Raw genomic sequence first — 23,352 nt, forward strand, 5'->3', positions numbered from 1 at the left:
ATGAACACTAACTGAATGACAGATTGATAATCTTGGTTTGATTAACCGTTTGGTAATGTTCAGCTTGTGTTCATTTTGAGTGGGTTTTAATGACCGCAACATTTAAGGTTGTGAGGAATCACCATGAACCAGCATTCAAATAACATAATCAACACTACTTCATCGTTTAATACCGTCAAATTAGGATTAAGCTTATGTGTTGCATGTGCCTTAGGGTTAAGTTCTGCCACTGTATACAGTGCTGAAAAAAGTATCAGTCAAGTGAGCGGTGCAATAAGTCAAGCAAGGCAATTAGAGACGCCGGCCACTTCTGACAATAATGCCGAAACACGAGTGGCGCAGTTGCATCAACAAGCAAGCTTATTAACGGGCAGTGCGCAAACCAGCCCCAAAGTCACACGTGAACAACGTATGGCGGTACATCAAAAAGCCGCAGCGACCCAAGCCAGCCAGCAGCAACGTGCCTTGGCTCAGCAAAACCAGGTGATTTATTATGATTTTTCTTTCTATGACGCCCAGTCGAGATTATTTGAAGATTACGATTACGACGGGTTTTATCAGACCTTTAGCGTGACCTTTGATGCCGATATCAACAGCAGTGGTGGTGATGTGCAAGCTGATGTATTTGCAGAATTATATTTAAGTCAAAATGGTGGCCCTTGGATCCATTACTACTCGACTGACGTATTCACCCTTAATGCCGATTCAAGCTTTGATGATTATGAAGTGCTAACGACGTTGGCTAATGGTTATCAAACCGATCATTATGACGTGTTAATCGATCTTTATGAGCTCGGTTATGCCGACCCTGTTGCCACAATTAGCAGTGATGATGTGGATGCATTGTATGCCCTGCCACTTGAAAGTAGCGACAGAGATGCTGTGTATGTTGAAGAAGTCTATATCGAAGAGGTTCACGCAGGCGCATTGTCCTGGTTAAGTTTTAGCTTGCTTGGTGCGTTTGCCTGGTTCCGTCGCAGTTTTATGAACAAAAAATAACGTAAACATCAGATTTACCTAGGGTAGAATTACGTTTTTTTGAAGTCCTCAGTTTTTACTTATTATATTAAAAATAAGTATTTAGGAGAGAGTATGTTAGTTAAGTTAAACACATCGTTGTTATGCAGTTCTTTAGTGGGTACAGCATTGTTGCTGTCAGGTTGTCAATTACCTAACCCTTACACCGGCGAGTCTGAAAATGCTAAAGCAACGAATGGCGCAATTATTGGTGCCATTGGCGGCGCGGCCATTGGTGTGGCTTCTGCAAGTAAAAAAGATCGCGGTAAAGGCGCATTAATTGGTGCTGCATCGGGTGCTGCGGTAGGCGGTGGTATTGGTTATTACATGGACGTACAAGAAGCGAAATTGCGTAAGCAGTTGCAATCTACTGGCGTCAGCGTGACTCGTAGTGGTGATAACATCATCCTTAACATGCCAAACGAAGTGACATTTGCCGTTGATCAAACTGTGTTAAGTGAACGGGCTAAGTCAGTTTTAAACAGCGTAGTGCTAGTGGCAAAAGAATATGACGACACGCGCTTAAACGTGATTGGTTATACCGACAGCTCAGGCTCAGATTCTTACAACTTACGCTTATCGCAAGTGCGAGCCAGTGAAGTGGCTCAATACATCACGAGCCAAAACGTAAATGGTTCACGCGTGTCATCAACCGGTATGGGCGAAGCCAGTCCGATTGCGAGCAATAATACTGCCGATGGCCGTGCGCAAAATCGTCGTGTTGAAATTGTATTAACACCGATTGGTAAGTAATCGTCTTAATTGTATTTCGACAAATAAGTAAATTGTTTACTGCTTAAACAAAAGCCATCGCAAGATGGTTTTTTTGTATCTAAAGATTTGTTTTAGTTACTCGATATTTTAGTTACGGTAGAGGTGATTTCTCCGTGTTTTAAGCGAGTATGAATTTCATCTCCTAACGCTAATTTTTCAGCATTTTCGACAACCTTTTTATTCGCGCTAGTGATTGAATAGCCTCGGCTCAATGTGGCCAGTGGGCTAACAGTATCAAGCTTATGGGCTGCTTGGGCGACACGTAATGACGCCTGCTTGAAGTAATCGGTGCTGGCGTCGTTAAAGCGCTCGGTTAGGTACTGTAGGCGCTGTTTTTCTAATGTTAAAGTGCTGGCCGGTGAACGTTGTTGTAAGCGGTTATATAATTGCTGGTGGCGCAACGTTAAACGGCTGAGTTTGTGTTGTAAGGCATGCTCTAATCGCAGCTGCATTTCATCAAAACGCTGTTCAAATTGCTGCAGTTTTCGCTGTGGCTCATGGCGTTGAAGCTGGTGGGTTAATTGGGTTAAGCGACCACTTTGTTGTAACTGATAATGCTTCATACTTTGTTGTAAGCGAGCGAGCAGCAATATCAACTTTTCAGCTTTGTTACCTTTGTCTTTGGACAATAGCTCAGCGCCAGCAGAAGGTGTTGGTGCGCGCACATCGGCAACATAATCGCTGATGGTGGTGTCTATTTCATGGCCGACAGCACTAATTACCGGTAGGGCGCTGTTGTAAATGGCATGAGCTAGGTGCTCACTGTTAAAACACCATAAATCTTCTAATGAACCGCCGCCACGAGTCAGAAGTAATACATCGACTTCAAGGCGCTGGTTTGCTGTCGTTATGGCCTGACAAATTAACTGGCTCGCACCAGCCCCTTGCACCTGGGTTGGGTAAACTATCACTTCGATAGATGGGTCGCGCCTGGCTAATACGTGCAATATGTCTCGAAGCGCTGCGCCAGTAGCCGAGGTAATCACGCCAATGCGTTGAATATTATTTGGAATAGGACGCTTTGTTTCTGTGGCAAATAAACCTTCTGCAGCTAATTTAAGCTTTAAAGCCTCAAATTCCTGTGCTAACAAGCCGTCGCCAGCAGGCAACATTGACTCAAGTAGCAATTGATAGTCGCCACGAGGCTCGTAAACACTGATAGCGCCTTTCACTAACACTTGTTGACCATTGACAGGTTTAAAGCGTACCGATTGATTACGGCCTTTAAACATCGCACAGCGAATTTGTGATTGGCTATCTTTTAAAGTGAGATACCAATGGCCAGAACTTGGCGAGGAAAAGTTTGAAATTTCACCATTTAACCAGATTTTACCTATTTGACCTTCAAGAATATGCCTTACTTCGCCGTTTAATTGTGAAACGGTGTAAACATTGTTTTTTGTGGCACTCATGAATGTTCTCATTCTAACGGTAATAAAAATCTATTTTCCATTTACCAACTGCAATATGCAAGGTATAATCTCGCCGCAATATTTCACCTCAAATCCTACTTACTAGGGAGATGTTGCCATGCTACGTTTACTGAAAGATGCACTAACCTTTGATGATGTGTTGTTGGTTCCTGCCCACTCGACCGTACTCCCTAATACCGCTGTTCTCAAAACCCGTTTAACGACTAAAATCGAACTGAATATTCCACTGGTGTCTGCCGCTATGGACACAGTCACCGAGTCTCGTCTTGCCATTGCAATGGCGCAAGAAGGCGGCTTAGGTTTTATTCATAAAAACATGAGTATTGAGCAACAAGCCGAAGAAGTCCGCAAAGTTAAAAGCTATGAAGCAGGGATTGTTCAAGACCCTGTTACCGTGACTCCTGCAACAAGTTTAACCGACCTGCGTGAATTAACTGAGCGTAATGGTTTTGCTGGTTACCCTGTGGTGAATGATGCACACGAACTTGTGGGGATTATTACTGGCCGTGACGTACGTTTTGTTACCGACTGGAGCAAAACGGTTGCCGACATGATGACGCCAAAAGATCGCCTTGTGACAGTGACAGAGGGCACCAAGTTAGATGAAGTGCAAAAGTTAATGCATGCTCATCGTATTGAAAAAGTCCTCGTGGTTGACAATAACTTTAAACTTAAAGGCCTTGTCACAGTAAAAGATTTCGAAAAAGCTGAGCGTAAGCCTAACGCCTGTAAAGACGAGTTAGGTCGTTTACGTGTTGGCGCAGCAGTCGGTGCAGGTCCTGGTAACGAAGAGCGTGTTGATGCCCTTGTTAAAGCCGGTGTCGACGTACTGTTGATTGACTCATCACATGGTCACTCAGAAGGCGTATTACAACGCATTCGTGACACCCGTGCTAAATACCCTGAGTTACAAATTGTTGGCGGTAACGTTGCTACAGCTTCTGGCGCACTTGCGTTAGTTGAAGCTGGCGTAAACGCCGTTAAAGTGGGTATAGGCCCTGGTTCAATTTGTACTACGCGTATTGTGACTGGCGTAGGGGTTCCACAAATTACAGCTGTATCTGATGCGGCTGAAGCGGTACTCGCGTTAGGGATCCCAGTGATTGCCGATGGCGGTATTCGTTTTTCTGGTGACTTAGCTAAAGCATTAGCCGCGGGTGCATCATGCATTATGGCGGGTTCAATGTTTGCCGGTACTGAAGAAGCACCTGGTGAAACTGAGCTTTATCAGGGGCGCGCGTATAAGTCATACCGTGGTATGGGTTCTCTTGGCGCTATGGGTCAGTCTCAAGGTTCATCAGATCGTTATTTCCAAAGTGACAACGCCGCCGACAAATTAGTGCCAGAAGGCGTTGAAGGTCGCGTGCCTTATAAAGGTAAGTTAAAAGAAATTATTCACCAGCACATGGGTGGTTTACGCTCATGCATGGGCTTAACAGGTTGTGCCACCATTAAAGATTTAAATGAAAAAGCACAGTTTGTTAAGGTGACTTCTGCAGGGATGGGCGAGTCACACGTACATGATGTGACTATTACCAAAGAAGCACCAAACTATCGTTCATAATTTCGGCAAGGGCGACGTTTGTCGCCCTTTTGTTACTCGCATTATGGCCAGTGTATTGGCCATGGCATTTAATCAATTTGTAAAGGTTACCCATGATTAACATTCATGATCATAAGATTTTGATCCTCGATTTTGGTTCTCAGTACACACAACTTATTGCCCGTCGTATTCGTGAAATTGGCGTGTATTGTGAGTTATGGGCTTGGGATGTGAGCGAAGCTCAAATTCGTGAATTTGCACCTAACGGCATTATTTTAGCCGGCGGTCCTGAAAGCGTAACCGCTGATAATTCACCACGTGCACCTGAATACGTATTTAATGCTGGCGTACCCGTTTTAGGCATTTGTTACGGCATGCAAACCATGTCAGAGCAACTTGGCGGTAAAGTGATTCAAGGCGTAGGCGAGGGCGAATTTGGTTATGCTCAAATCGAACTGCAAACCACGTCAGCACTGTTTAAAAGCATTGAAGATGCCGTAAGTGCAGATGGCAAACCATTACTCGATGTATGGATGAGCCACGGTGATAAAGTATCGATGATCCCAGAAGGCTTCGTCACCGTTGCTAAAACGTCAACCTGTCCGTTTGCGGCAATGGCTAACGAAGAGAAGCGCTTTTACGGTGTGCAATTTCACCCAGAAGTGACCCACACTCGCCAGGGTCAGCGCATGCTTGAGCATTTTGCGTTAGACATTTGTGGCTGTGAAGCAAATTGGAAACCTTCATCAATTATCGAAGATGCCATTGAGCGCTTAAAGCAACAAATTGGCGATGATGAAGTGATTTTAGGTTTGTCAGGTGGTGTTGATTCATCGGTTGTGGCCATGCTATTGCACCGCGCCATTGGCGATAAACTCACGTGTGTATTTGTGGATAACGGCTTGCTGCGTTTGAACGAAGCAGAGCAAGTATTAGAGATGTTTGGCGATCACTTTGGACTCAATATTGTCCATGTAGATGCTGAAAATCGTTTCTTAGATGCGATGGCTGGCGAAGCTGAACCAGAAGCCAAGCGTAAAATCATTGGTCGCGTGTTTGTTGAAATTTTCGACGAAGAATCAAAAAAATGCGTCAATGCTAAATGGTTAGCTCAAGGCACTATTTACCCAGATGTGATTGAATCTGCGGGTAGCGCAACCGGTAAAGCTCATGTGATTAAATCGCACCACAATGTTGGCGGTTTACCTGCTGATATGAAAATGGGCCTGGTTGAGCCACTACGTGAATTATTTAAAGACGAAGTCCGTAAAATTGGTTTAGAACTTGGCTTACCTTACAACATGCTTTATCGCCATCCGTTCCCAGGGCCTGGTCTTGGTGTACGCGTTCTTGGTGAAGTAAAAAAAGAGTATTGTGACTTGTTACGTCGTGCTGATGCTATCTTCATTGAAGAATTGCACAAAGCTGACTTATATAACAAAGTCAGCCAGGCATTTACGGTATTTTTACCGGTACGCTCGGTTGGTGTGATGGGTGATGGCCGTAAATATGATTGGGTTGTGTCGCTTCGCGCGGTAGAAACTATCGACTTTATGACCGCACATTGGGCGCACTTACCGTACGACTTTTTGGGTCGTGTATCGAACCGTATTATTAATGAAATCGATGGTATTTCTCGTGTGGTTTACGATATTTCAGGTAAGCCACCTGCAACGATCGAATGGGAGTAATCCAATAGGATTAACCCGATATTGATGTGATATAAAAAAGACGCTGCGGCGTCTTTTTTATTTGTTAGAATAGCCACGTAAATCTTATGAAATAGGCTAATAGCGTGACAGATATTCCCAAGGCAGATTGTACAACTTTTGTTGACCCCAACCTTACTGCTAATCCAGCGCCCAGTGCAAATGTGAAGGCTAATTCAAGTACTATTGATACACCTGTGAGTGACGCGCAGCAAGTGATCGATAAGCAATGGATGCGTTTAGCGATGCAGTTAGCTGAGCAAGCCGAATTAAAAGGTGAAGTGCCTGTCGGTGCAGTGTTAGTGAAAGATGATGTCATGATTGCCAGTGGCTTTAATTTAAGCATTATCAATAACGACCCTACCGCTCACGCCGAAATGGAATGTATTCGCCAGGCCGGTAACGTGCTCAACAACTACCGAATGCTAGACACAACCTTGTATGTCACGCTCGAGCCTTGTGCTATGTGCGCGGGCGCAATGGTGCATGGGCGGATTAAGCGCGTGGTTTATGGTGCCGATGATTTAAAAACCGGTGCCGCGGGGAGCGTGATTGATTTATTGCAGCATCCTGCATTTAATCACCAGTTAGCCGTGAGTGCAGGGGTGTTAGCCGATGAGTGTGCTGAGCAGTTAAGTGCTTTTTTTAAGCGCAGACGTGCCGAAAAAAAAGCCCTCAAACTGTTAGGCAAGCAGCAACAGGTTGAAGACTAATTTATTCGTGGGGTTAAACGTTGATTAACTTTCGGTTTGAATCAGTAAAAAATGCGCGCGTTGACGATTTTGAATGCGGTTTTTTTGTACTTTAAGCATGACACGACGGCGTGACATGGTGTTGCTTATCGCTCTTCTTCTCATACCGATATCCTTCAAATTGCTGAATTAAATCGCTTAACAACGCCGCAAGTGAGCGTTGTTGATAAGCCATAGTATTTTTTCACACTTAACAATGCAATCATTATGGCTGCTGAGCCGACACATTATTAATCTGTACTTCTTCGGCAATCACTTCCACACTGTCACTTTCGTCGATGACTTCCATCTGTTTGGTTTGATTATCAACCCACACTAGGGTGTCGTAATAACGACGAATACTGTCAACATAATGGACGGCTTCACTGCCACGAGCATAGCCATAACGGGTTTGTTTGTAATATTTTGATTGCTGCAAGAGAGGTAAAACCTTTTTTACGTCACGCCAGGCGCTAGGGTTCATGCCCATTGACTCGGTTAAACGCCGTGCATCTTCAACATGGCCTAATCCTATGTTGTATGCTGCTAATGCAAACCAAATTCTTTGTGACTCAGGGATCGTATCTGGTAAACGTTCCATCATATCTTTTAAATAAAATGCGCCGCCACGGATGCTTTGTTCTGCATCTAAGCGGTTTTCAACGCCAACATAGGTTGCTGTTGGGCGGGTAAGCATCATCATCCCCCTAACCCCGGTTCGCGAGCGCGCGGTAGGATTCCAATGTGATTCCTGGTAGCTGGCCGCAGCCAGTTTACGCCAATCTAATTCGCCAGCGTGTTCTTCAAACATGCTGCGATACTCGGGCAAAATATTGTCAATGGCACGGATAAAGGCACGAGTATCAACATAATCAAAGCGTTTTACATGACCAAAATATTTTTCATTGAGGTGTTCTAAAGTGCCTGCGCGTTTTTCTTTGTGCCAAAAAGCCAATAGTTGGCTCATTAGGCGGTCACTGTCTTTGGGCGGCAATAACCAAACGACTTCAATTTTTTCTTCCAAAATCATCCCAGCGCGCAATTCGGGTAAAAAACGCTGGTTGATGAGCAAGCTATTTGAGTCTGAAATCGTGTAGTTCAATTCACCTTTAGCAACCAGTGCAAAAAGTTCTTCGTTGTCTTTGTCATTAACCTGGTTCCACATTAACTCTGGGTGGTCTTTTTGTAATTGGGTTAAGGTATTTACCGATGATGAATTTGCCATGACGGTGATTTCACCCGACAAGGTACCAATGTCTTTTGGCTCAGGCGTGCCTTCTTTGTAAACCAGCACCTGATTAACCTTGTATAAGGTTGGGCCAAGTTTAAATTGCTTGCTGCGATTAGGTGTTTTAGCAATGCCCGCAGCAATAATGTCGATATCGTTATCTTTTAAGGCTTTAAACAGTGCTTTACGATCGGTGTAGGGGATCATTTCTAACGGCACAGCAAGATAATCGGCAAAACGCTGGGCCATTTCAAAATCAAAACCGGTTTCACCTAATTCTGAATTGAGGTAAATCTGCGGACCATAAAGGGTACCGACCTTAAGGACAGTACGTTTCGGCGCTGGCGCAGCAATATCGACCTGTTGAATATCAACGGGTTGGCATGCGCTGAGTATCGCGCAGAGTAAAATGATAAATAAGGTTTTGATCATATTTATTAACTGGTTATCTTAAGTTGTTCGTTAACGTTCACGAGAGTAGTACGAGAAAACGAGTGTAAATAGCCTTTAAATATGTAGGGGGAATAACGTCTTTTTTCGCATACTTTATCAGGAGTTTTGCAAAACGCCTAGGCTTGTGCAAAAAAAGCACCAAATGGTGTCTATTTTGCATTCAGATGTAAAGTCGTCATGCTATTCACTTTAGCATTATTGTTGTGGGATATTTTCCCTATCAGGAAACACTGTTTTCACCCGTGCTTGAACGTGATTTGTATGGTGCAATTCCCTATAATAGCGCCAATTCTGACCCTCCTATATAAATTATAAGGTGAATAGACGTGATGGAAATCATTCGCGGAGCCCCTGCACTATCTGCATTTAGAGTTCAAAAACTCATGGAGGCTTGCGAAAACGCATCGCTTCCTGTGTCGCAAATTTATGCCGAGTATGTGCATTTAGCCAATTTGACTGAACCACTCGATGATAATGAACGTCTACAGCTAGAAACTATTCTTACCTACGGCCCTGCGATTGAGTCGCACGCTCCACAAGGGACATTGCTTTTTGTTACCCCACGTCCTGGTACTATTTCTCCTTGGTCATCTAAAGCAACCGACATCGCGCAAAATTGTGGTTTGAGCAAGGTAAAGCGTTTAGAACGCGGTATTGCTTATTATGTTGAGTCAGCCACCTTAACGGCCGAGCAACAAAAGCAACTGCAAGGCTTATTACACGACCGCATGGTTGAGGTAATGTTGCCAAGCTTTGATGACGCCCAGGTGCTGTTTGCCCGCACTGAACCAGCTAAATTTAACAGCGTCAATATTTTAGGCGAAGGTCGCCGCGCACTTGAAGTGGCCAACGTGAAGCTGGGCTTAGCGTTAGCCGATGATGAGATTGACTATTTAGTCGAAAACTTTGTTCGCTTAAAGCGTAATCCCAACGACATTGAATTAATGATGTTTGCTCAGGCTAACTCAGAACATTGCCGTCATAAAATTTTCAATGCCGATTGGACAATTGACGGCGAAGTACAGCCAAAATCATTGTTCAAAATGATCAAAAACACCTTCGAAGTGACACCAGATTTCGTATTATCAGCTTATAAAGATAATGCCGCAGTAATGACTGGTTCTGTTGCAGGGCGTTTCTTCCCCGATCCTGATGGTGTATACAACTATCACACCGAAGCAATGCACGTATTGATGAAGGTAGAAACCCACAATCACCCAACGGCAATCAGCCCATATCCAGGTGCAGCTACAGGTTCTGGTGGCGAAATTCGTGACGAAGGTGCAACAGGTCGAGGTTCTAAACCCAAAGCCGGTTTAAATGGCTTTACCGTGTCTAACCTTAAAATCCCGGGTTTTGTTCAACCCTGGGAAGGCAATTACGGCAAACCTGACCGTATCGTCACTCCGTTAGAAATCATGCTTGAAGGCCCATTAGGCGGCGCGGCATTTAATAACGAATTTGGTCGTCCGGCGTTAACCGGTTATTTCCGTACCTACGAGCAAGAAGTATCAAGCCATAACGGTGTTGAAGTGCGTGGTTACCATAAGCCGATTATGATTGCCGGTGGTTTAGGTAATATCCGTGAAGAACACGTGCAAAAAGGTGAAATTACCGTTGGCGCAAAGCTGATTGTGTTGGGCGGCCCTGCGATGAACATCGGTTTAGGCGGCGGCGCTGCCTCTTCGATGGCATCTGGCCAATCAAGTGAAGATTTAGACTTTGCATCTGTGCAACGTGAAAATCCTGAAATGGAACGTCGCTGCCAGGAAGTTATCGACCGTTGTTGGCAATTAGGTGACGCTAACCCCATTCAGTTTATTCATGACGTGGGTGCGGGTGGTTTATCGAATGCTTTCCCTGAATTGGTTAACGACGGTAATCGTGGTGGTGTGTTCAATTTACGCAACGTGCCCTCTGATGAGCCTGGCATGAGCCCACTTGAGATTTGGTGTAACGAATCTCAAGAACGTTATGTGTTATCGGTTGCCCCAGAAAATCTGCAACAGTTTGCTGATATTTGTGCTCGTGAGCGTGCGCCGTTTGCTGTAGTAGGTGAAGCCACAGAAGAGATGCATTTAACCCTTGCAGACAGTCACTTTAATAACAAGCCAATTGATTTACCACTTGAAGTATTATTAGGTAAAGCGCCTAAAATGAGCCGTGATGTGGTGTCTGCTAAGGCAGTGTCACCCGCGTTAGATCAAACTAAAATTGAGCTAACTGAGGCAGTTAAACGCATTTTGACTCTACCAACTGTGGCTGACAAAACCTTTTTAATCACCATTGGCGATCGTTCTGTAACCGGTTTAGTTAATCGCGACCAAATGGTCGGCCCCTGGCAGGTACCTGTTGCCGATTGTGCAGTCACGGCATCAAGTTATGACAGCTACACCGGCGAAGCGATGTCGATGGGCGAGCGCACTCCGCTAGCACTTCTCGATTTTGATGCATCGGCTCGTATGGCTGTTGCTGAGTCGATTATGAACATTGCCGGTACCGATATTGGTTCGTTCAAGCGTATTAAACTTTCTGCTAACTGGATGTCGCCTGCCGGTCACCCAGGTGAAGATGCCGGTCTTTACGAAGCGGTTAAAGCTATCGGTGAAGACTTATGTCCAGCGCTGGGTATTACCATTCCTGTAGGTAAAGACTCCATGTCGATGAAAACCGCATGGCAAGACAATGGCGTCAGTAAAACCGTCACATCGCCTATGTCGTTAGTCATTACAGCCTTTGGTATTGTGCAAGATATTCGTAAAACCGTTACACCAGAGCTTCGCTCAGACAAAGGTGACAGCGCATTATTGATGCTTGATTTGAGCAACGGCCAAAACCGTTTAGGCGGTTCATGTTTAGCACAGGTGTACAGCGAGCTTGGCGATATTGCGCCAACACTGGATAACACGGCTAACCTAGCTGGCTTCTTTGAAGTGATGCAAAAATTAGTATCAGACCAGGCTGTTATCGCTTATCACGATCGCAGCGACGGTGGGTTATTTACCACCCTAGTTGAAATGGCATTTGCCGGTAACACAGGGTTAAGTATCGATTTAGCAGGTTTAAACGGTACTGATTTAGAGCGTTTGTTTAACGAAGAATTAGGCGCTGTTATTCAAGTGAATGCAGAGCAAGCCACTGAGATTGCTGCGCAGTTTGAAGCTAAAGGCGTGAGCTGTCATCACATTGGTGGCCTACAAGCTGCCGATAAGATCAGTATTACTGATGGCGAGCGCGTTATCTTTGCCGACACCCGCACCGCATTACGCACTTTGTGGTCTGAAACCACCTACCGCATGCAAGCGCTGCGTGATAACCCTGAATGCGCTAAGCAAGAATTTGAGCTTAAACAACAAGCTGATGCACCTGGTTTAACCGTTAAATTAGGCTTTAATCCGAGCGAAGATGTTGCTGCACCTTATATTTTAAAAGGCGCAGCGCCTAAAATGGCTATTTTACGTGAGCAGGGTGTTAACTCGCATATCGAAATGGCTGCTGCATTTGACCGCGCAGGTTTTGAAAGCCGCGACGTGCATATGTCTGATATCTTATCAGGTCGTATTAGCTTAGAAGAGTTCCAGGGCCTAGTGGCTTGTGGAGGTTTCTCTTATGGTGACGTACTTGGCGCTGGCGAAGGTTGGGCTAAGTCGATTTTATTTAACAGCCGTGCCCGTGATGAATTTAGCCGCTTCTTTGAGCGTGATTCAAGCATTGCGCTAGGTGTGTGTAACGGTTGCCAGATGTTATCTAACTTAAAAGAAATCATCCCTGGCAGTGAGCATTGGCCACACTTTGTGCGCAACCGCTCTGAGCGTTTTGAAGCACGCTTTAGCCTGGTTGAAGTACAGCAATCACCATCGGTGTTCTTTGAAGGAATGGTCGGTTCACGTATGCCTATCGCGGTATCTCACGGTGAGGGTTTAGCCGAGTTTGCCAATGCTCAAGCACTTGCCGCTGCCCAAGCGTCAGGCACAATTGCACTGCGTTATGTTGATGGTCACGGACAGATCGCAACGCAATACCCAGAAAACCCTAATGGTTCACCAGACGGTTTAACGGGTATTTGTACCACTGACGGTCGTGTCACCATTATGATGCCGCACCCAGAGCGAGTATTTAGAACCGTTGCTAACTCTTGGCACCCAGATGGTTGGGGCGAAGACAGTCCATGGATGCGCATGTTCCGTAACGCGCGAGTTAAGATTGGCTAAGGTTGAAGGCCAGCCTATAAACCGGTTGGCTATCAGCTCAGTTTATAAAAGCCTTTAAAAAAATGGCGACTCAATTGAGTCGCCATTTTTATTGGTATAATTTTGTATTTAATCAATAAGAAATCAATAAGAAATCAATAAGAAATCAATAAGAAATCAATAAGAAATCAATAAGCCAAACAAAAAGCTCCAAGGCATAATGCTGTGGGGCTTTTTGTTACGATGGCATTAAAACCATGACGGGCCATTATCGAATTGCGCTAACAAAACAATCGCCCATTAAGTGCACAACGTGAGTTTACGTTATTTGTCTTCTTTGGTAGTGAACATCTCAGAAAAAGCACGTTTGTACAGGTTTACAATATTTTCAAATAATAGCGTCATAACAACATCTCGGAACATTAGGGGAGGGGATTAAGACTACGACGCAGAAAATGTGGTTATTCGTGTTCTTAATTGAGTACAAATTATACTGTGAGTGTAAATTTTGCTCAAATGAGAAAAAGTGATGTCAGAGATTAGTTTAATTAATGAGTTGATTTTTTGTTATTAATTCATTCTCAACTAGCTTAGTCTATCACTTTGTTAATAATGATTATTATTTTTAAGATGTTTCAGTTTGTTAAAGTTTTACTTATCCATCACAAAAAATAATAGTGTGTTCATGTGATTGTTCAACCCTTTTTGGTTAAGCGTCATTCCTTCATGTTTTGAGTCTTATATCATTACATTTTAAATTCTCGCTGAGAGATCACTTACTAACGCGCAATGGTATTAATTATGCCCTCCTAGCAATTGGGTTGTTATTGTCAATACCTCTAGCGAGAGAGGGCGAGCAAATTTAGTGGTCCTGGTGATTTTTAAGTCATAAGTCGATTTGCTTCTGGTCACAAAATGGATTTTTTTGTGCTGTGTGATACAAGTGTTAAATTTGTAAGCCGTTGAATTTAATCAGTAAATAAATATCTATGCAAAAAATCTAATGTTGGTCACAGAATTGAGTAAAAAATATGATCCCGCCAGTAAAAATACCGTAAGATATACAACGTTTAGGATTTGGCTTGAAAACCTAAGCTAATGGTTTGACTCGTCTATTTTCATTAAATAAACGCATTACTCTTATTAACTTTATATTACCGTTTTCAGGCATAACATCATCACTGTGGCAATGTGCCATTACCGTATCGCATTTGGTCGAACTGAATGAAGTAAGGAGTCGCCAATGATTATCGAAGAGGTTGTTGAGCTATCGCGTTTTCAATTTGCGTTGACAGCCATGTACCACTTTTTATTTGTTCCACTTACCCTTGGACTTGCCTTTATTCTGGCGATTATGGAGTCACTGTATGTGATGACAAATAATCAGATATATAAAGACATGACCAAATTCTGGGGTAAACTTTTCGGGATTAACTTTGCCTTAGGTGTTGCTACGGGTTTAGCTATGGAGTTCCAGTTTGGTACTAACTGGTCATACTATTCTCATTATGTAGGTGACATTTTCGGTGCGCCTCTGGCCATCGAAGCGTTAATGGCATTCTTCCTTGAATCGACCTTAGTGGGTATGTTCTTCTTCGGTTGGGATCGTTTCAGCAAACGTCAGCATCTTGCGGTAACCTGGTTAGTGGCCCTTGGCTCTAACATGTCCGCATTATGGATTTTGATTGCCAACGGTTGGATGCAAAACCCTGTGGGATCTGTGTTTAATTACGAAACCATGCGTATGGAAATGACTGACTTTGCGGCGCTAGTGTTTAACCCGGTTGCACAGGTCAAGTTTGTTCACACTGTAGCCTCTGGTTATGTTGCTGGTGCGATGTTTGTGCTTTCTATCAGTGCTTACTACATCCTAAAAGGCCGTGACTTACCTTTTGCACGTCGTTCATTTGCTATTGCTGCCAGTTTCGGTTTAGCGTCAATCCTTTCAGTTATCGTACTGGGTGATGAATCTGGCTATGAAGTTGGCGAAGTTCAGCGCGTTAAATTAGCAGCAATCGAAGCTGAGTGGCACACAGAGCCGGCTCCAGCTGCCTTTACTGCAGTGGGTTTTCCTAATCAAGAAACCATGCACACAGATTACGCCGTTAAAATACCGTATTTAATGGGGATTATTGCTACACGTTCTTTAGATGAAGAAGTGACTGGCCTTAAAGACCTGATTAAAGAGCATGAAGTGCGTATTCGTAACGGTATGGTGGCATATGGGCTGCTTGAAAAGTTACGTGCAGGTGATGAAACACCAGAGGTGAGAGCACAGTTTGAAGCAACCAAAGACGATTTAGGCTATGGCTTCTTACTTAAGCGTTATACCGACAAAGTGGTTGATGCAACTGAAGAGCAAATTATTGCTGCATCATATGACTCAATCCCGACTGTCGCGCCTATGTTCTGGACCTTCCGTATTATGGTGGGTGCCGGGGTGATTATGTTATTTGTGTTTGCTGCTGCATTTTGGCAAAGCACGCGTCATCAAATTGCTGAGAAAAAATGGGTTCTGCGCGCAGCGCTTTACAGCTTACCGCTTCCCTGGATCGCCATTGAATGTGGTTGGTTTGTATCAGAGTTTGGCCGTCAACCGTGGACTATCTCTGAAGTGTTACCGACCTTTATGTCAGCCTCAAGCTTAACGCCTGCTGATTTATGGTTCAGTATTATTTCGATTACGGTGTTCTATACCATTTTACTGGTGATAGAGGCTTTCTTAATGTTCAAGTTCGCTCGTCTTGGCCCTAGTAGCTTAAAGACTGGTCGTTATCACTTTGAAAACCTAGACGCCTAATCGGAGGACTTGATTATGTTTGATTACGAAGTATTAAGATTTATCTGGTGGGCATTAATCGGTGTGATATTAGTCGGTTTTGCTGTAGCTGATGGATTTGACATGGGTGTTGGTGCGTTGTTGCCTATTATTGGTAAAGACGACACTGAACGCCGTATTATGATCAATACCATCGCCCCACACTGGGACGGTAACCAGGTATGGCTAATTACTGCTGGCGGCGCGCTGTTTGCAGCCTGGCCAATGGTATATGCAGTATCGTTTTCTGGCTTTTATGTGGCGATGATGCTCGTGCTATTTGCATTGTACATGCGCCCAGTTGGCTTTGATTACCGCTCTAAAATTGAAAACCCAAAATGGCGTAAGTCATGGGATTGGGCGTTGTTTGTTGGCGGGTTTGTGCCTCCACTGATCATTGGTGTGGCATTTGGTAACTTACTGCAAGGCGTGCCTTTTAACTTTGATGAGTATTTACGTGCTACCTACCACGGCGGTTTCTTTGGTTTACTTAATCCGTTTGGCTTATTAGCCGGGCTTGTTAGTGTGACCATGTTTATGATGCAAGGCGCATCTTGGTTACAAATGAAAACCGAAGGTGAGCTACGTGTACGCAGTGTTAAAGCATCACAAATTTGCGCGAGCTTATTATTTGTACTATTTGGTGCTGCGGGTGTTTGGCTTATCAATGGCATAGATGGTTATGTGGTCACATCAACGCTTGACCTAGCCGGTGCGTCAAACCCAACCACTAAAACCGTTGCTGTTGAGGCGGGGGCCTGGTTAACCAATTATGACAAATACCCAGTGACAATGTTGTTCCCAATTTTGGGTTTAATATTGCCTGTACTGGTTGTTTTAGCCAGTCGCTTTAATCGCAGTGGTTTTGCCTTCTTGTTTAGCTCGCTTGCTGTGGCTTGTGTTATTTTCACTTGTGGTGCAGCAATGTTCCCATTTGTGATGCCATCGTCTTTAGAGCCTAATGTAAGCTTAACCATGTGGGATGCAACAGCCAGTAAAATGACCTTAACCGTCATGACGCTAGTTGCGGCTGTTTTTGTACCCATTATTTTGTCTTATACTGCTTGGACTTATTACAAGATGTTCGGCCGTTTAAATCGTGAATTTATTGAAAACAATAAAACCTCACTTTACTAAATTAAGGAGCAACATCTATGTGGTATTTTGCGTGGATTTTAGGTGTGTTACTGGCGTGTTCATTCGGTATTATTAACGCCTTATGGCTTGAGAATACCGAGAATATGGATCGTCAAAGCGAAGATTAATCTTCTGCCATTAACCCATAAAAAAACCGCTTTAGAAGTAAAGCGGTTTTTTATTGGCTGTTCAATCTACTACTCTCTAACTCGTAACTGCTTGCCCTTGTCGAATTGCTCTTCGCGGTTTCATCAACAGTAAATACATCACCGGTACCCATATGAGCGACAGCATAGTAGCCAGTAATGTGCCGCCGGCAATGGCGATGGCAAAAGGTGGCCAAAACCCGCCGCCAGCAATAATTAACGGTAAAAAGCCGCCGATAGTGGTAATGGTGGTTGAACCAATATGACGCCCACAACTACTCACTGTATCGATTATCAATGCCAAATTACCTTGTTTAGCGTCTGGCACATCCTCAAGCTCTGCCAAAATGACAATGGCGGCGTTAATCGCTAATCCCATTAATCCTAACAAACCGATAATCACGGTGAAACCAAACGGGTAGCCAAACACAAATACTGCGAGCAAGCCTAAACCTGCAGATTGAAAGGCACTGAGTAGAATAATGGCCGTTAATCTAAATGAATTAAACGACAACACCACAGTGGCCAGCAATAAGGTGAATACCAACACAATGTTAGACAGTAAGTTACCCACCGCTTCATTACGTTTAGCGCTTTCGCCGCCCACTTCGACATGATAACCGGCTGGAATATCAAGGTTTGCGATGGCATCTTTAACGTCATTTAACACCTGAGCCGGTAGAACGCCACTGGTGATATAGGCTTCAATCGTGTTAACACGCTCGCCGTTACGACGCGGAATAGCGCCGCGGCTCACATTAACCTCATTATAAGATAATGCCGACAAAGGAATGCCAGAGCCCGACGGTGACACCAAGTTTATTTCGGCTAAACGAGTTGTTTGCTCACGGCTGTTATCGCCTAAACGGACTCGTACAGGCAACGATTCTGTTTGCTCTAAAATACTGCCGCCAATAATCCCGGTGGTGGCCATTTGGATTTGGCTGGCAATGTCACTTAAACTTAAGCCGCTCATTAAACTTGCGTCTTCATTTACCTGCAGCCACACTTTTGGCGCACCTGAGCTCAAGGTTGCTCGGGTATGAATCACATCTGGCGTGGCATTTAAAATACCTCGCACTTGTTCGCCCAGTGTTTTTAGTGTGTCTAAATTAGGGCCATAAATTCGTAACTCTACAGGAGCATTAAACGGCGGGCCTTGTTCTAATTTTCGCACCAGTATTTGCGCTTGTGGGTATTCTCTATCAAGCTCTTTTTGCAACTGTAAAATTAACCTATTGGCAGCAACAAAATCGGTGACTTTTATCATCGCCTGGGCGTAATTAGTTGCCCCTTGTTGGCGCTGGGTTAAGTTGTAGTAAAACGACGGCGTGTTACCGCCTACTACCCAGGTTGCCGCAAGAATGTCATCTATCTTTTGTAGCTTGGCATCAATCAGTTTCACCTGGGCCAAGGTATGTTCAATGCTGACATGGGGCGCTAAGTGAACTTCTAGCTGAAACATATCCCTGTCTGATGGCGGGAAAAATTGCTCAGTCATTTTTCCCGCAGCAAAAAAGCCTGCCACAGGCAAAATACCAATAACCACAGCAGTCAGGATCGGGCGGTGCAATGCAAAGCGTAAACTTCCGGTAAAGGCCTGGCTAATTTTTGGAAATGCCATGCCTTGTTGATACCAAACGGTCGGTTTTTCACTGCGACTAAAGCGACCTGCAAGGCCAGCAATAATAGTGTGTGAAATAATATAAGACCCAAGCAGGGCAAACATCACCGAAATGGCAATCCCACCGACAAACTCACCCGCAGCGCCAGGCATTAACACAATTGGCGCAAATGCTAGCATGGTGGTAACGGTTGACCCCGCTAACGGCAACCATAAATGATGCAGGGTTTTTGATACCGCTTCGAGCTTACTCATACCTTGCTGACGCCGCTGAGCAATGGCATCAACAATGACAATGGCGTTATCGACCATAATACCCAGCGCAACCACTAAGCCTGTGACCGACATTTGATGAATGGGTAACCCAGTGTACTTCATGCAGGTGAGTGTGAATAAGGCCGTTAACGGCAATGATATCGCCACAATAACGGCATTACGTAGGCCTAACGTGAGCATTAACACCACAAGGATGATAATAAAACCCTGTAATAAGTTAATCACTAAATCGCCGAGCCGGTCTTGAGTGTACCCTTGTTGATCAAACAACCACTGCACTTCAATGTTAGCCGGTAAATTAACCGAAAATGCCTCAATGGTTTGGCTAACTTGTTGTTGCCATAAATCCACTCGATTATTGTTGAGCATGCGGGCAGAAACCAAAATGCCTTGCTGACTATCAATAAGGGCAATGCTACTCGCTGGCGTTTTAGCCTGGCGAGTAATGGTCGCCACATCACCTAAGCGGATAATCTGGCCATACTCATCAACTTTTAAAGGTACCTGACGAATACGGTTTTGTGAGTCGAGCTCACCCGAGACTTCAACTAAAGCTCTAAACTGGCTGTTATTAATTTCGCCGGCAGATATTTTACTGTCGGCATTAGACAAAATCGCCGCGATGCTAGCAGGGGTGAGATGCAGCTGACTGATTTTATTGCCGTCAAGCTCAACCAATATCTCTTCTTCTGGTGCGCCATACAGTTTTGCAAAGTCAGTGCCATTCAATAGACGTAAACGGCTTTGCAGTTCTTTGGCGTAGCGATTAAGAATATCCGCTCGAACAGGCGAGTCGTCGGTCCATACCAGACCTAAAATTGCGGTGCTGGCATAGCCTAATTGATCATCTAACACGCCATTTTGTGCCGCTTCAGGTAATAAAAACTGACTGTCGGAAATTAAGTCACGTGCCCGCGACCACACCGGGTCGGTTTCAATAACGGTATCTTTTAATTCCAGTTGAATAACCGAAATGCCCGGGCGCGATGTCGACTGCACCAACTTTAAGTCTTCCAGGCGGCGTAATTGGTTTTCAAGCACTTCAGTGACTAAGGCTTCGACACGCTCAGCAGACGCGCCAGGGTATTGAGTAATAACCGAGGCAAACCTGTTGGTAATGTGGGGATCTTCAGTGCGCGGCAAACTGGATATTGCGCCCAGTCCGGCAACAATTAACAACGCGATAAATAAGCTGGTTAAGCGGCCATTTTCAAGAAACGCTTTAATCATAGCGCCTCCAACGGTTGCGTTTTAGCTAAAGTCACTTGCTGGCCAACCACAATTTTATGCAGGCCATCTGTCACAATCAGCTCATTAGCTTGTATGGCTCCTTTGATATAAGCCTGTTGCTCATTTGTGTAAATAATCTCAACATCTCTGCGCTCAATTTGATAAAGCGGTTGTTCATCTTGTACCAACACATACACATTCCATAAACCACGGACGCCGTCGGTTAATGCCGACATTGGCACCCAATAGCCTGCGGTTAAACTGTCTTGTTGATACACAAGGTAAGCGATTTCGCCGTTAATCACTCTTGCTGAATCGGGTAATTGAATGCGCAGTTGCACCGTGCGGCTAATGGTGTTGACCTCAGCGCTGATTCCGGCAATTTTGGCGGTAAAAGTTTGCTTGCCAACACGCACGTCGACATTTTGCTGCGCAGTTAATTGCTGCGCGATGTCAACCGGCACACCAATATAGGCTACAGGCTGACTGTTACCGACTAAATTAAACACCGCACTGCCCAGGGCAATGACCTCACCAAGATTATGATAACGTTGGCTAATGACACCATCAAATGGCGCGAGTAAGGTTGATTTTTCAAGCTTTAATTTGGCGGCACTCAAGCTAGCTTCAATGCGTTTTTGATTGGCTTGCAGGCTAATCACCTGTTGTTGGGTTTCATCGAGTTGCTGCGCCGACACATAGTTTTGCGTTTTGAGCTTTTCAGTACGCACCAGGGTGCTTTTGGCTAAATCAATATCTGCTTGAGTTTGTAATAAGCTTGCTTCTAGTTGTTGTTTTTCTGCAACCAATAAGTCGGTGTCTAATTGGGCTAATATCTGGCCTTTTGTGACCACATCACCGCTGTCTACCACAATATTATTGAGTTTACCCGCCAGCTCAAATCCTATACCTGTGGTGTTTGCGGAGCGGATGGTACCGGTATAGGTTTGCATTTGTTGGTAACGATCATTAAGCACTAAGCTTTGCGCCAATACCGACTGATACTCAACAGTTTGCGAATGCTCTTTAACCTCAGAGCCACAACCACTTAATAGCATTATGCTCAACCCTAATGCACAGTAGCGAAGATGTTGGGTGAATGACCTTACAGCAAACATAATTATTCCTTTAAAGCGATATGTGGTTCGGCAATGACTCATCGCAACGCGATTGACGTATTCGTGGTCAGTACGGTGCTCGGTAAAATGTAGCTTAATTGTTAACTAGACTCGGTAGTCTAATTTTATAAAACTAGACTGTCCAGTCTATTTTTGGTTATGATGATTTAATCGTACTGATACAACCCCTCAATTTTTATGCTCGTTTAAGCCTATGGAAAACACATGACAAAAGAAACGTCAGCGACAAACAATGACGAACAAGTTAACTTGAGTCGCAGTGAACAAAAGCGTAATCAAGTGCTTGAGTCAGCAATGGAGTTGTTTTGCCATAAAGGTTTTCCGTTAACCAGTATGGACGAGGTTGCCAAACATGCGGGCGTATCAAAGCAAACGGTATACTCGCACTTTGGTTCGAAAGATGATTTGTTCGTCGCCGCAATAGACTCTAAGTGTGTCGTACATCAACTCACTGACGATGCCTTAATTGATGCCACAGATCCCCAGCGGGTGATATTGCTATTTGCCAAACAGTTTGGTGAATTGATAGTCAGTAAAGACACCATGACAGTATTTAAAACCTGCGTCGCACAAGCCGAGACTCACCCTGAAGTGTCCAAACTGTTTTACGATGCAGGGCCCAAACATATTTTGGGGTTAATTCGCGAATATTTAACCAAGGTTAACCAGCACGGCGAGTATTATTTCGCTAACCCCCACGACAGTGCGGTAAGGCTATGTTTAATGCTGTTTGGCGAGCTAAAATTACGTCTAGAATTGGCATTAGAGACAGACCACTTATTATTAACCAGACAACAATACTTACAAGATACTGCAGAGATGTTCTTGCGGGCCCACAAGGTTATGACAAAATAATGCATAGGTTTTGAACTGAAGTGATGTTAATTCAGTATTAAGTAAGATTAGCCATTTTTTGAAAGGATGCACATCGTTATGACATCTTATAAAGCTTTTATCGTTAAGCCCAATGCTCTGAGCTTAATGATTAAATCGTTATTGTTAGTTCCTGGTTTATTACTCAGCCAACAGGCCTTAGCCGCGCCAGACCGTTCACCATTTTCATTAACGGTTGCGCGTACGTCCGCAGCCACTGCCGATGTTGGGGCTAATGAGCTTCAGCGTGACGCCTGGAAAACCAGTTTTTCAGCCTCAATGCCATTAAATCGTCAATGGTCATTGGGGGCTAATGTCGGTTACGACAACCTCGATTACGATTGGCGCATTAATCAGGCCACGCCATTACGCTCTAACGAGCAAGACTGGTCAACGGTTCATCAATACAGCGCAGGGTTATCACTCACATATCGTCTAGATAATCACTGGATGTTTTTAGTGGCACCGCAATTAAAATATGCTTATGCCGATACAGCCTCATCATCTAATGCCCAAAGTTATGGGGTTGTTGCATCGAGTATGTACCGTTTTGAGTCAGGTAATATGTTGGGTTTTGGTGTGGCATATTTAAATGATATTTCCGAAGTGCGCACCGTGCCTTATTTAGCTGTACGTTGGCAAATCAACGACAAGTTAGTGCTAGCTAACCCGTTTCAAGCAGGTTTTAGTGGCCCAGCAGGCCTAGAGCTAAGCTATCAGTATCGCCCCGATATTGATTTTGGCATTGGTAGTTCAAAACGCACAGAGCGCTTTTTAGTCGCAGATGACGATCAAACCATCGAGATCGATGAATGGGTTGGTTTTGTCCGCGCAGGCTGGAAAGCCACCGACAATGTGAGTGTAAACGCCTATGCCGGTTACTACTTTGGCGGCGAAATGGAACTGAGCGAGCCAAAAGTAACCGAAGACATTGAAGATCAAGCCGCATTCGGCTTGGTGTTTAAGTTAACGTTTTAAGCTGATAGATTGATAGATAAATAGTTAGTTTTAAAGCAAAAAAATGCCGCTGA

The 23,352-nt window shown here is 44.4% G+C and carries 15 protein-coding genes; 11 read left to right on the forward strand and 4 right to left on the reverse strand.

What is annotated here, in order from left to right; genetic code table 11:
• Positions 1 to 123 precede the first annotated feature (123 nt).
• Together GQA99_RS20655 and GQA99_RS10115 are read left to right on the forward strand one after the other, a co-directional pair.
• The gene (locus GQA99_RS20655) at positions 124 to 999 is read left to right on the forward strand and encodes a choice-of-anchor H family protein (protein ID WP_189386214.1); all 876 of its coding nucleotides are present in this window, start codon (positions 124 to 126) and stop codon (positions 997 to 999) included.
• 93 nt (positions 1,000 to 1,092) lie between these two features.
• Entirely contained in the window at positions 1,093 to 1,770 is a 678-nt protein-coding gene (locus GQA99_RS10115) for a YiaD family glycine zipper/OmpA-like lipoprotein (protein ID WP_160053763.1), read from the forward strand.
• A 92-nt stretch (positions 1,771 to 1,862) separates the two neighbouring features.
• Here the strand turns inward: GQA99_RS10115 and xseA are convergent, their stop codons facing one another.
• Complete coding sequence (gene xseA / locus GQA99_RS10120; RefSeq protein WP_160053764.1) at positions 1,863 to 3,203, reverse strand: exodeoxyribonuclease VII large subunit; 1,341 nt, start codon at positions 3,201 to 3,203, stop codon at positions 1,863 to 1,865.
• A 118-nt stretch (positions 3,204 to 3,321) separates the two neighbouring features.
• On the opposite strand from xseA, the gene guaB reads away from it, so the two are divergent.
• The 3 genes from guaB (at position 3,322) to tadA (ending at position 7,189) form a co-directional block, all read left to right on the forward strand.
• Positions 3,322 to 4,788: an IMP dehydrogenase gene (guaB, locus tag GQA99_RS10125; protein WP_160053765.1), complete on the forward strand. Its 1,467-nt coding sequence runs from the start codon at positions 3,322 to 3,324 to the stop codon at positions 4,786 to 4,788.
• A 92-nt stretch (positions 4,789 to 4,880) separates the two neighbouring features.
• Positions 4,881 to 6,458 carry a glutamine-hydrolyzing GMP synthase gene (guaA, locus tag GQA99_RS10130; RefSeq protein WP_160053766.1) on the forward strand — a complete coding sequence of 526 codons (1,578 nt, stop codon included), beginning with the start codon at positions 4,881 to 4,883 and terminating at the stop codon, positions 6,456 to 6,458.
• 203 nt (positions 6,459 to 6,661) lie between these two features.
• A complete protein-coding gene (tadA, locus tag GQA99_RS10135; protein ID WP_373291422.1) occupies positions 6,662 to 7,189 on the forward strand; it encodes a tRNA adenosine(34) deaminase TadA in 528 nt (175 codons plus the stop codon).
• Positions 7,190 to 7,433: 244 nt separating this feature from the next.
• Here the strand turns inward: tadA and mltF are convergent, their stop codons facing one another.
• Complete coding sequence (gene mltF / locus GQA99_RS10140; protein WP_160053767.1) at positions 7,434 to 8,867, reverse strand: membrane-bound lytic murein transglycosylase MltF; 1,434 nt, start codon at positions 8,865 to 8,867, stop codon at positions 7,434 to 7,436.
• A gap of 350 nt (positions 8,868 to 9,217) precedes the next feature.
• Between mltF and purL the strand changes: the two genes are divergently transcribed.
• The 4 genes from purL to cydX all read left to right on the forward strand — a co-directional run bounded on the left by purL (position 9,218) and on the right by cydX (position 17,161).
• Positions 9,218 to 13,099: a phosphoribosylformylglycinamidine synthase gene (gene purL / locus GQA99_RS10145; protein ID WP_160053788.1), complete on the forward strand. Its 3,882-nt coding sequence runs from the start codon at positions 9,218 to 9,220 to the stop codon at positions 13,097 to 13,099.
• Between the two features lie 1,222 nt (positions 13,100 to 14,321).
• Entirely contained in the window at positions 14,322 to 15,878 is a 1,557-nt protein-coding gene (locus GQA99_RS10150; protein ID WP_160053768.1) for a cytochrome ubiquinol oxidase subunit I, read from the forward strand.
• Positions 15,879 to 15,893: 15 nt separating this feature from the next.
• Positions 15,894 to 17,033: a cytochrome d ubiquinol oxidase subunit II gene (gene cydB / locus GQA99_RS10155; protein ID WP_160053769.1), complete on the forward strand. Its 1,140-nt coding sequence runs from the start codon at positions 15,894 to 15,896 to the stop codon at positions 17,031 to 17,033.
• A 17-nt stretch (positions 17,034 to 17,050) separates the two neighbouring features.
• Positions 17,051 to 17,161 (forward strand): cytochrome bd-I oxidase subunit CydX, encoded by a 111-nt coding sequence (cydX, locus tag GQA99_RS10160; protein WP_059747876.1) that lies wholly within the window; start codon positions 17,051 to 17,053, stop codon positions 17,159 to 17,161.
• 76 nt (positions 17,162 to 17,237) lie between these two features.
• Here cydX and GQA99_RS10165 read toward each other — a convergent pair whose 3' ends face one another.
• Positions 17,238 to 20,309: an efflux RND transporter permease subunit gene (locus tag GQA99_RS10165; protein ID WP_160053770.1), complete on the reverse strand. Its 3,072-nt coding sequence runs from the start codon at positions 20,307 to 20,309 to the stop codon at positions 17,238 to 17,240.
• Positions 20,306 to 21,427, reverse strand: a complete 1,122-nt coding sequence (locus GQA99_RS10170; protein ID WP_160053771.1) for an efflux RND transporter periplasmic adaptor subunit — start codon at positions 21,425 to 21,427, stop codon at positions 20,306 to 20,308. Before GQA99_RS10170 ends, GQA99_RS10165 begins: the two co-directional genes overlap by 4 nt.
• Before the next feature lie 225 nt (positions 21,428 to 21,652).
• On the opposite strand from GQA99_RS10170, the gene GQA99_RS10175 reads away from it, so the two are divergent.
• Positions 21,653 to 22,303 (forward strand): TetR/AcrR family transcriptional regulator, encoded by a 651-nt coding sequence (locus GQA99_RS10175; RefSeq protein WP_160053772.1) that lies wholly within the window; start codon positions 21,653 to 21,655, stop codon positions 22,301 to 22,303.
• A 78-nt stretch (positions 22,304 to 22,381) separates the two neighbouring features.
• Positions 22,382 to 23,299, forward strand: coding sequence for a TonB-dependent receptor (locus GQA99_RS10180; protein WP_160053773.1), 918 nt, complete (start codon positions 22,382 to 22,384; stop codon positions 23,297 to 23,299).
• Positions 23,300 to 23,352 lie beyond the last annotated feature (53 nt).

It is taken from the genome of Shewanella litoralis (genome assembly GCF_009828585.1).
Lineage (GTDB): Bacteria > Pseudomonadota > Gammaproteobacteria > Enterobacterales > Shewanellaceae > Shewanella > Shewanella litoralis.